General features: G+C 38.5%; 9 protein-coding genes. 2 read left to right on the forward strand and 7 right to left on the reverse strand.

All coding sequences use genetic code 11. The features are described from left to right. The 4 genes from V7D82_RS12800 to V7D82_RS12815 all read right to left on the reverse strand — a co-directional run. A partial coding sequence (locus tag V7D82_RS12800) for a hypothetical protein (RefSeq protein ID WP_333601350.1) occupies positions 1 to 611 on the reverse strand: 611 nt, incomplete at its 3' end. 179 nt (positions 612 to 790) lie between these two features. Continuing rightward, on the reverse strand, positions 791 to 1,210 hold the full coding sequence (locus tag V7D82_RS12805; protein ID WP_333601351.1) for a nucleoside-diphosphate kinase: 420 nt from the start codon (positions 1,208 to 1,210) through the stop codon (positions 791 to 793). A 66-nt stretch (positions 1,211 to 1,276) separates the two neighbouring features. Then, on the reverse strand, positions 1,277 to 2,866 hold the full coding sequence (bshC, locus tag V7D82_RS12810) for a bacillithiol biosynthesis cysteine-adding enzyme BshC (RefSeq protein WP_333601358.1): 1,590 nt from the start codon (positions 2,864 to 2,866) through the stop codon (positions 1,277 to 1,279). A 13-nt stretch (positions 2,867 to 2,879) separates the two neighbouring features. After that, entirely contained in the window at positions 2,880 to 3,842 is a 963-nt protein-coding gene (locus V7D82_RS12815) for a hypothetical protein (RefSeq protein ID WP_333601352.1), read from the reverse strand. A 94-nt stretch (positions 3,843 to 3,936) separates the two neighbouring features. Between V7D82_RS12815 and V7D82_RS12820 the strand changes: the two genes are divergently transcribed. Together V7D82_RS12820 and V7D82_RS12825 are read left to right on the forward strand one after the other, a co-directional pair. Further along, complete coding sequence (locus V7D82_RS12820) at positions 3,937 to 5,058, forward strand: cysteine desulfurase family protein (RefSeq protein ID WP_333601353.1); 1,122 nt, start codon at positions 3,937 to 3,939, stop codon at positions 5,056 to 5,058. Positions 5,059 to 5,117: 59 nt separating this feature from the next. Continuing rightward, on the forward strand, positions 5,118 to 5,738 hold the full coding sequence (locus tag V7D82_RS12825; RefSeq protein ID WP_333601354.1) for a porin family protein: 621 nt from the start codon (positions 5,118 to 5,120) through the stop codon (positions 5,736 to 5,738). A gap of 41 nt (positions 5,739 to 5,779) precedes the next feature. Here V7D82_RS12825 and V7D82_RS12830 read toward each other — a convergent pair whose 3' ends face one another. The 3 genes from V7D82_RS12830 to V7D82_RS12840 are packed head-to-tail and all read right to left on the reverse strand — an operon-like array spanning position 5,780 to position 9,196. Next, entirely contained in the window at positions 5,780 to 7,168 is a 1,389-nt protein-coding gene (locus V7D82_RS12830) for an alpha-amylase family glycosyl hydrolase (RefSeq protein WP_333601355.1), read from the reverse strand. A gap of 56 nt (positions 7,169 to 7,224) precedes the next feature. Next, a complete protein-coding gene (locus V7D82_RS12835; RefSeq protein WP_333601356.1) occupies positions 7,225 to 7,986 on the reverse strand; it encodes a C40 family peptidase in 762 nt (253 codons plus the stop codon). Between the two features lie 31 nt (positions 7,987 to 8,017). Next, entirely contained in the window at positions 8,018 to 9,196 is a 1,179-nt protein-coding gene (locus V7D82_RS12840; protein ID WP_333601357.1) for an acetyl-CoA C-acyltransferase, read from the reverse strand. Between the last annotated feature and the right edge of the window lie 210 nt (positions 9,197 to 9,406).

The following is a 9,406-nucleotide window of genomic DNA, read 5'->3' on the forward strand; positions in this document are numbered from 1 at the left end:
AAATAAAAGGCATTTAGATTTTCGATGCGTTGTTCGGCACCATCCTTTTTCATTTTGGTCAAATCGCCTTGACTTTCCATTCCCAATGCAATGTTAAGAGCATCGCTAAGCAAAAACTTAATACCTACTTGAGTGGACAAACCAAAATTCCAACCTAGATTTTTGGTATCCGTATTCCCGGTTACTGTTTCCAGTTCTTGTTTTAGCAGTGTATTGGCATACAAACCGGCACCGATAGTAAAAAACAGTTTGGGGTCTTTAGCTTGATCGCCATTAAAAAGAATATAGTTTCCGTTAAATTGTAACGGGATATGCAGGTATGAATTTCGTAAACTGGCCGTGTTCCCGGCTATGGTAGGGTTAGCATCAAATTGCAAAAGCCCCACACCGGCAGCCATATCCCATCGTTGTCCTATTTTGTAAGCCAATAAAATATCACTCCCGTTGATGTTACCGTTCAAAGGCACTGCTCCGGTTTGTTTAAGTCGGGCAAAACCAAGTTTGCCAATGATTTGAAGTTCAAGTTTACTCACTTTTTTTTCAGGAGTGGATTGCGCTGTGGCAGCATAGCTGATTAGCAGTGCTAATGCGGCGATAAATTGTTTTTTCATTTGTTCTTGTTTTTTGATTGGTAAATAAATTCTTTTTTCAAAAACGAAAATAAATAATTATGAATTGAGTAGGGTATCCCTTAACATTTTCTTTAGCAAATAAAAAAAATCCCAAGACATCACAAGGAATGCATCGGGATTTTATATTGGTTAAAGGCGAATGGCCTTTGTATAGCTAATTAAAACTGCTCTCTGCCGGCAAAGTGGAAAGCACCTTCGATAGCCGCATTCTCGTCAGAATCTGAACCGTGAACTGCATTTTCTCCAATAGAGGTAGCATATTTTTTACGGATAGTTCCTTCAGCAGCATCAGCAGGATTGGTAGCTCCAATCAACGTTCTGAAATCTTCTACAGCATTGTCTTTTTCTAAGATGGCTGCTACGATTGGACCTCTGGTCATGAATTCAACTAATTCCCCAAAGAATGGACGAGCCGAGTGTACTGCGTAGAATTTTTGAGCATCTGCTACAGTCAATTGTGTTAATTTCATAGATACAATTCTGAAACCACCTTCAGTAATCATATTCAATATTCCACCGATGTGTCCGTTTTCAACACCATCCGGTTTAATCATGGTAAATGTTCTATTCGTTGCCATTTTTGTTTGTTTATTTTTTAATTCGGGGGCAAAAGTAGTGTTTTAAAACCTATTTCCAAAGGAGAATTATAAAATAGCTATCGAAAAGTTTTGGGCTAGTGGCTGTAAATCCATCAGTAGTTTTTGAATGAATTCATATCCGTATTCCAGATAAAATTCAGAGAAATTGGCTTTACGCTCCTGTAAACTTTGATTGGGAAACAGTTCATTTTGCAGTGCAATGATACGTTCCAGTTTTTCGGTATGCACTCTTTTTTCGGCTTTCAGTAATCGTTTTTCCAGGTTTTCCAAACCTTTGATTTGTTTTACTTCTTGCGCATTTACGGCACCCAAAAAGGATTTGTCGGTTTGTGCGGCTATAGCGTGCAACGCCTCAAATTGTTTTTTCAGATGCTCCTTTTGTGCCGAAAAATCAATGGTGAACTCCGAAAAAGTTTTTGTTTTTTGGGTAAACAATGCTTGTTGGTTGCTGAATAAATCATTCCAAGTCAACTGCAATTTGGTCGCTTTATCCACTTGTTTTTGAGTAACTAATAAAACGGAATTTCGAAGTAAAAGCATAGGAAAGGTAATGTTGTTGGCCTCAAAATTGGCTTTCAATTCTAACCAATACGCCAGTTCACCGCCTCCGCCAATATAACACAGATTCGGTAAAATAACTTCCTGATATAAAGGACGCAACACTACATTCGGGCTGAATTTTTCAGGGTGTTGGTGTAGTAATGCTATGATTTCAGCTTCCGAAAAGGCTAAGCCAGTATTGTTGATTTTATACTTCCCCTGTTCAAAAACAATGCGTTCTCTTAGGGTGTCTTCTATGTAAAACAAATTGATTTCCCTTGGATTTACTTGAATGTCATAAGCTTTCAAAAGTGCGCTGGCTTCTGTTACTTTTTGAAATGATGTTTGGTGCAACAATTCATTTTCAGTGTAGGGAATGAACAATTTTTTAAGCTCCGCGGCATCCCCGTCAATGATAACTAAGCCTTCGTTTTTGAATAATTCATTGGCTAAAAACCGTGTGGCTTCCGCCAAATTAGAATGGGCTAAATAGGATTGCTGAAATAGTTTTTTCAAATATTCCGCCGTGGTACCTAAGCCTAATTCTTTGGTAAACAATTCATATACTTCGTCTAACCCTTCAGTAGACAAACGTCCTACCGGCCCGGTGCTTTCTCTTTGCCAGGAAATTTTTTTATGATGGAAATTAAAATGATTGATTTCTTCAAAATCATGATCTTCCGTGGCCATCCAATACACCGGAATAAAATCATAATCAGGATGTTGGGTTTTCAGTTGTTTGCACAAATTGATAACCGAAATGATTTTATATAAAAAGTACAACGGACCGGTAAACAAATTCAATTGATGTCCGGTAGTGATGGTAAATGTAGTTGGTTTTTGTAACGCTTGGATATTGCTGAGCGTAAGCTCGGAAGTAGTTACAGCAGCATATTGCCTTTCTAAAGCCGCGACTAAGGTTTTTCGGTTTTCGACCGGAAAGTTACCTTGTTTCTCTTCGATTTGTGCTTTGAAATTTTCCAATTTTGGAAAGCGATGGTATAACGATTTCAGCTCAGGTTTTTCGTCTAAATAATCTACGATGAGTTTAGAAAAATAACCCGATTTTTGGTAGCTGATACACTCGTTTTCCATCATTGAAATCTTTTTACGGATTGGTTACGAATTGACCAAACACGATATCATCACCTAAATAAAAAGTACTGTTTCCTTTTTTAAAAGTCACTTTTTTCAAATGAATAGTGTGTTGAAAACCAGGGCTTAAAGTGGTAGTACTTACTTCTATTATGCCGCTAACATCGGTAACGCCGGCTACGGCATTCCATTCTTGTGAAAGGGTAGGTGTGACCGGTGTAGTTGGGGCACAGAAATACCCATCTGCCACCGTATTGGAAAATAGTTTATAAGTCAATTTGTTGGCCGAACTGATGTATGCAATTCTTGGTGTTGTGGTTACTGCATTGGCAAATAATCCGTCGTAATCAGCAACATCTAAGATAAAAGCCTCGCTACCGCTAAAGTTAAAAATTCGGTTGTCACAAGTGCTTTTGTCTACTTGGTCATCAAAACCAAAGGCCAAGGCACTTACCGATGTGGTATAGTTTCCAAAAACAAAAGTAGTACCGCTATAGGTTTGTGTGGTACCGTCAGGCTTCAGAAAAACGATATCTTTAAAAACGATATAGTATTTATACCCAGTAATTCTAGTGGCGTTTGTAGTAGCGTTAGTGGTATAAATGGCCGTTGACGTAATTAAAATGGTTCCGGCTGTGGCGGTCCATTCTTCTCTTAAATTTGGGGTTGCCGAGGGAACTGTCGGGCAAATATTGTTAGCCGAAACGGCATCATCATATTCTCGATACGTTACTTTAACAGTACTTGATATTGGTACTTGAATAGGGACTCCGTCCGGAGTTTGATCATTTATAAACACGGAAGCCGGAATTTCAATAAACAGCATTTTATTCTCTTTTACTTTGTAAATGACATCTTTGCTGCTGCATTTTTGGGCGGCTACATCGGAAAAGTCGATATTGTCTACTTTCAAATTCCCATCATCACAGGCATTTATTAGGAAAAGCAACGTTACTATACTTAAAATTCGTTTCATTGGTTTTGTAAATTTTAAGCAAAAATAAGTTTTTTATACTATTAAATTTATCTTTTATCATTTAATTAGGAACTCTCCTTTTTATATTTGCAGTATGAAAAAAGTATATCTCGATAATGCAGCCACCACACCAATTCGTCAGGAAGTTATAGATGAAATGGTACAGGTAATGCAGTCAGAATATGGAAATCCTTCCTCTACCCACAGCATAGGAAGAAGTGCCAAAGCCGTTATTGAAACCTCAAGAAAAACCATTGCCAAATATTTGCATTGCAATGCACAGGAAATTGTCTTTACATCCAACGCTACCGAAGCTACCAATTGGATTTTAAGAAGCGCTGTTAAAGACTTTGGCGTAAAGCGAATCATTACGTCACGAGTAGAACATCATGCCACTTTATATACTGTATTGGCTTTGCAGGAAGAATTTTCAGTAGAAGTAGACTATGTAAACGTTTCGCACGAAGGCATTTTAGATTATAAACAGCTGGAGGAATTGCTTTCTGATGAAACTAAAACCATAGTTTCTTTGATGCATGTCAATAACGAAACCGGAGTGATTAATGATATACAGAGAATAGGAACTTTGGCGCATCAAAATAAAGCTTTGTTTCATTGCGATACGGTGCAGTCTATCGGTAAAATTGAATTGGATTTGCAACAATTACCTATCGATTTTTTAGTGGCAAGTGCCCATAAATTTCACGGTCCGAAAGGAGTTGGTTTTGCTTTTGTTAGAAGAAACTTAGTCTTGCAACCAATGTTGTTTGGTGGCGAACAGGAAAAAGGTTGGCGCGCCGGAACAGAATCGGTGCACCAAATAGCCGGAATGGCCAAAGGGTTGGAGCTTTCGTTTGAAAATTTGACGGAAGAACAAAAAGGCATCACTGAATTAAAAAGCTATTGCGTTACCAAATTACAGGAAGCTTTTCCAGAAGTTAAAATAAATGGAGCCAATACCTTTTATAATATTTTGAATGTTTTGTTGCCCTTTGCTGCCGAAAAAACAGCCATGATTTTATTCAATTTGGATATGAAAGGCATCGCGGTTTCCAGAGGCAGTGCCTGTCAAAGTGGAAGCATAAAACCTTCACATGTTTTAGCTGAAATGCTTACGGAGGAAGAATTGAAAAAACCCAGTCTGCGAATCTCATTTTCACATTACAACACCAAAGAAGACATTGATTACTTTGTCGAAGTCTTGAAAGAAATTTAATGCATTGATTTAGTTTTGTTTTAAATGATTATATTTATACTATCAAAAAATAAAACATCATGAAAAAAAACGTATTGATTATTATTTTAGGGCTAGGATTAACAGCATCCCTTTCGGCTCAAAAAAAGGGTGATGTTGAATTCGGATTTAACATAGGGTATAATAATTCCAGTGTTGCTGACTCCAGAACTTCTTCGGATTCAGGAAGCGGATTTAATGTGGGAGGTGCTATAGACTATTATTTTTCACCAGCTTGGAGTATTAAAGGAAAATTAATATATGACCAAAAAGGGTGGGACAATGATGTTATTCAAGATACTAATTCTGGGAATTATTATCCGACTAACTTCAATGTGAATTACTTGACGGTGCCGGTTATGGCGAATTGGCATTTTGGAAAAAAACGAAATTGGTATTTAGATTTTGGTCCCTATTTCGGATTTCTTTTAGAGGCAAAAGATACCCGCTTTGGGGCAGATGTTTCCGATTCTTTTAATACGAACGATTTCGGTTTGTCAGTAGGAATTGGTGTTAAAGTACCGGTTTCTCCTAAATTAAAAGTATTCTTTGAATTGGAGGGACAAGGGGGTATGAGCGATATCTTTAAAGACAATCCTTATTCCTCGGTTACCAATAGCCGAAGCAGTCTTAATGTGGGGCTTAATTTTTTGTTGAAATAAAAAAATATCATAAAAAAAGCCCCGATTCCTCGGGGCTTTTTTTATTGCACTAAAACTAAGTATTGCCATGGCTTGAGTTCAAAAATATCATCGCCTTTTAAAGTGATTTTGGCTCCGGAAAATAGCTCAGTATACTCCCCTTTTTGGTGTTTTGAATTTAGTTTTACAGTAGCTGGTTTATCACTGTAGTTGATGATATCAATAACTTTATCTTTGTCTTTAGTTCGTGAAAACGAAATCACCTGATCCAATTTGTCGTTAAAAATTCGAACCATGACACCACCTTCCTTACCATTCCATAACGCATGATTTTTGTGTTTTAAATCAAAGAGTTTTTTGAATAACCCTTCGTAAGGCATCTTGCTCCAATCAATTAAATCTTTATCAAAAAATTTAAGCGAATGATCTAAACCGGCTTCCTGACCGCCATAAACCAATGGCATTCCGTTGACTGTACCACATAAAACTATAGAAGCTTCCAAGCCGTCGCCAAAGTTGTAAAACATATTGTGGTTCCAGGAATTCATATCATGATTATCGGTAAAAAGCATTCGGTACCCATCCCGCGGAAATGTGCTTACGTCGTGCGCCATATATTCCACCAAACTTCCCATGCTTTTTTTGTCTCTTGTTACCGCTGTCATTTTATCGAAGAATGTCCAAGAATAAGTCATGTCAAATGCCTTTTTATGCAGGTCTCTAGATTCCCATTCGGCTAACATAAAGACCGGTTTCACGGCATCCATTTCGGCTCTGGCATTGTCCCAAAAATCAGTAGGTATAAAGCCTGCGGTATCACAACGGTATCCGTCAATGTTAAAATCTTTAACCCAATACACTAACGCTTCAGTCATGTATTTGCGAATGCCGGGTTTGTCATAATCAAAGTCGATTACATCGTCCCAATCATACCAAGGTGTTGGCTGGAAATTGCCTTCTTCGGTTTTGGTGTACCAATCGGGATGGTCTTTGGCCAATGGATTGTCCCAGGCGGAATGGTTGGCTACCCAATCTACAATAACGTGCATGCCCATGCTGTGGATTTTATCCACCAAATGTTTGAAATCGGCTTTGGTACCAAATTCAGGATTGATACCATAATAATCTTTGACGGAATACTCGCTGCCCAAAGTTCCTTTTCTTTTCTCCACGCCAATCGGATTAATTGGCATAAGCCAAATGATGTCAATGCCCATGGCTTTTATTCTTGGTAAATGCGATTCAAAAGCTTTGAAAGTACCTTCCGGTGTAAATTGGCGAACGTTGACTTCATAAATGGTGGCGTTTTTGCTCCAGTCGGGATGCTTTAATTCAACGTATTCTTTCGGTTGGTATCTGGAATCATCTGAAGTTTCATTGTTGCTTTTTTTAAGACAACTTGCTGTGCTTATTAACAGTAGCATCAATACTAATTGGGAACTATATCTCATTTGGAAGGTTTTAGAATTTTAAAATTAAATAAAAAAACCGAAACTAATGTTTCGGTTTATATAATTTTCTTGATGACTCTGAGTCGATGGGTGTGTCGGTTTTGTTCGGCATTGTAAATTCCCAAATGGTCTAATCGGTCAATCCGCACTTTGCCGCTGGCATGAATGATGTAATTGTTTTCCATAATGATGCCCACATGGATGATTTTACCTTCTTCGTTGTCAAAGAAAGCCAAGTCTCCCGGCTCACTTTCTTCAATGAAGCTCAACGCATCTCCCTGAGTAGATTGTTGTGAAGCGTCGCGCAATAATTTATAGCCGTTCAGCTTGTACACCATTTGCGTTAAACCGGAACAGTCAATCCCAAATGGCGTTTTGCCGCCCCAAAGATAAGGAGCGTTCAAATACAGATAGGCTGTGGCAATGAGATTGTCTTTGGGTTTAACACCGCTAACTTTCATGCCTTCAAACTCGAAGTTTTCGGTGTTGATTTCAGTATGATTTAAAAACGAAAGTGAAGCCCCAAGTGGAATCGGCAACAGCAAATTCGACGGATTGGAAACGTATTCCACCAAATCGGAATTCAAAATTATGGCGTCTTTGGAAAGCGAATTGAAGCTCTTCTCCGATATGATTTGGTATTGTTTCGAATCAACCCAACCTTCATACTCATCGTACTGCAATTTGATTTTTGCCCATTGATTTTCCTTTTCTAAAATCTCGAAATGCTCACCAAACAAGACCTGCGAAACAATTTCGCTTCGATCACTAGGTTCGGCTCGCAAAGGAATTATAGCTAAGTTACAAATGGCAAACATTCAGATTGCTGTTTAGATTCAGATTTATTATTTAGGCTCTTTCAATTACTATGGCAGAAGCACCACCGCCACCGTTACAGATAGCAGCTGCTCCGATTTTGGCATTGTTTTGTTCCAAGACATTGATTAAAGTTACAATGATTCTCGCTCCTGAGCATCCCAGTGGATGTCCTAAAGAAACTGCACCACCGTTCACATTTACTTTATCGTTATCCAAACCAAGAATTTTGGAATTGGCCAAACCAACTACAGCAAACGCTTCGTTAAACTCAAAATAATCCACATCAGCAATTGATAAACCCGCTTTGTCTAAAGCAATTGGCAAGGCTTTGGCTGGAGTAGTGGTAAACCATTTTGGTTCCTGTGCTGCATCTGCGTAGGATTTGATATAGGCTAAAGGTTTTAATCCTAAGGATAATGCTTTTTCCTCGCTCATCAGTACCAAAGCTGCTGCTCCGTCATTAATGGTAGAAGCATTAGCGGCTGTAACGGTTCCGTCTTTGGTGAAAACCGCATTCAGTGTTGGAATTTTATCCAATTTTACGTTGGTATATTCTTCGTCTTTTGAAAATACAATGGCATCGCCACGTCGTTGCGGAATGGTAACCGGAACAATTTCATTATCAAACTTCCCGGCTTCCCACGCTTTAGCGGAACGCTCATACGATTGAATAGCGAAAGCATCCTGTTCTTCACGGGTTATTTTATATTCGGCAGCACATAAGTCAGCACAAACGCCCATAGCATTGTTATCGTAAGCATCGACCAAGCCGTCTCTCTGCATGCCGTCAACTAAAGAAGTTGGGCCAAATTTTACGCCGTTTCTCATGTGAACATAATGCGGAATCAAACTCATGTTTTCCATACCACCGGCCACAACGATTTCGGCATCCCCTACCATAATGGCCTGAGCCCCCTGCATCACGGCTTTCATTCCGGAAGCACATACTTTATTGATGGTTGTTGTTGGAACAGTATTCGGAATCCCTGCAAATATAGAGGCTTGTGTTGCCGGAGCCTGACCAACTCCTGCCTGTACTACGTTGCCCATTAATACTTCGTCTACTAAGTTGGGGTCTAAATTGATTTTATCTAAAGCGCCTTTGATGGCAGTTGCTCCCAATTGTGTCGCAGAAACAGAAGATAGAGAACCCATAAAACTTCCGATTGGAGTTCTTACGGCTGAAACGATAACTACTTTTTTACTCATTATTATTTGTTGTTTGTTTGTAGTGCAAAACTAAACTTTTATTGCAAATTATGGAATTCGAAGCCCAATTATTCTCAAATGGGATTAAATTATGAAAAATGAGAATAGCTACTGCATTGAGCGTGAACTGTTTTTGTAACTTTTTGTTTTAAAGTCTAAAAAAAGAAATGAAATAGTTGTAAATTATAGAATGATAAATTACATTTGCAA

It is taken from the genome of Flavobacterium sp. (genome assembly GCF_036741995.1).
GTDB lineage: Bacteria > Bacteroidota > Bacteroidia > Flavobacteriales > Flavobacteriaceae > Flavobacterium.

Excerpts from the sequence above, each read along its gene's own strand:
- V7D82_RS12815 (WP_333601352.1), bottom strand. The coding sequence starts at position 3,842 with ATGAAACGAATTTTAAGTATAGTAACGTTGCTTTTCCTAATAAATGCC.
- V7D82_RS12805 (WP_333601351.1), bottom strand. The coding sequence starts at position 1,210 with ATGGCAACGAATAGAACATTTACCATGATTAAACCGGATGGTGTTGAA.
- V7D82_RS12835 (WP_333601356.1), bottom strand. The coding sequence starts at position 7,986 with ATGTTTGCCATTTGTAACTTAGCTATAATTCCTTTGCGAGCCGAACCT.
- V7D82_RS12830 (WP_333601355.1), bottom strand. The coding sequence starts at position 7,168 with ATGAGATATAGTTCCCAATTAGTATTGATGCTACTGTTAATAAGCACA.
- V7D82_RS12825 (WP_333601354.1), top strand. The coding sequence starts at position 5,118 with ATGAAAAAAAACGTATTGATTATTATTTTAGGGCTAGGATTAACAGCA.
- V7D82_RS12820 (WP_333601353.1), top strand. The coding sequence starts at position 3,937 with ATGAAAAAAGTATATCTCGATAATGCAGCCACCACACCAATTCGTCAG.
- V7D82_RS12840 (WP_333601357.1), bottom strand. The coding sequence starts at position 9,196 with ATGAGTAAAAAAGTAGTTATCGTTTCAGCCGTAAGAACTCCAATCGGA.
- bshC (WP_333601358.1), bottom strand. The coding sequence starts at position 2,866 with ATGGAAAACGAGTGTATCAGCTACCAAAAATCGGGTTATTTTTCTAAA.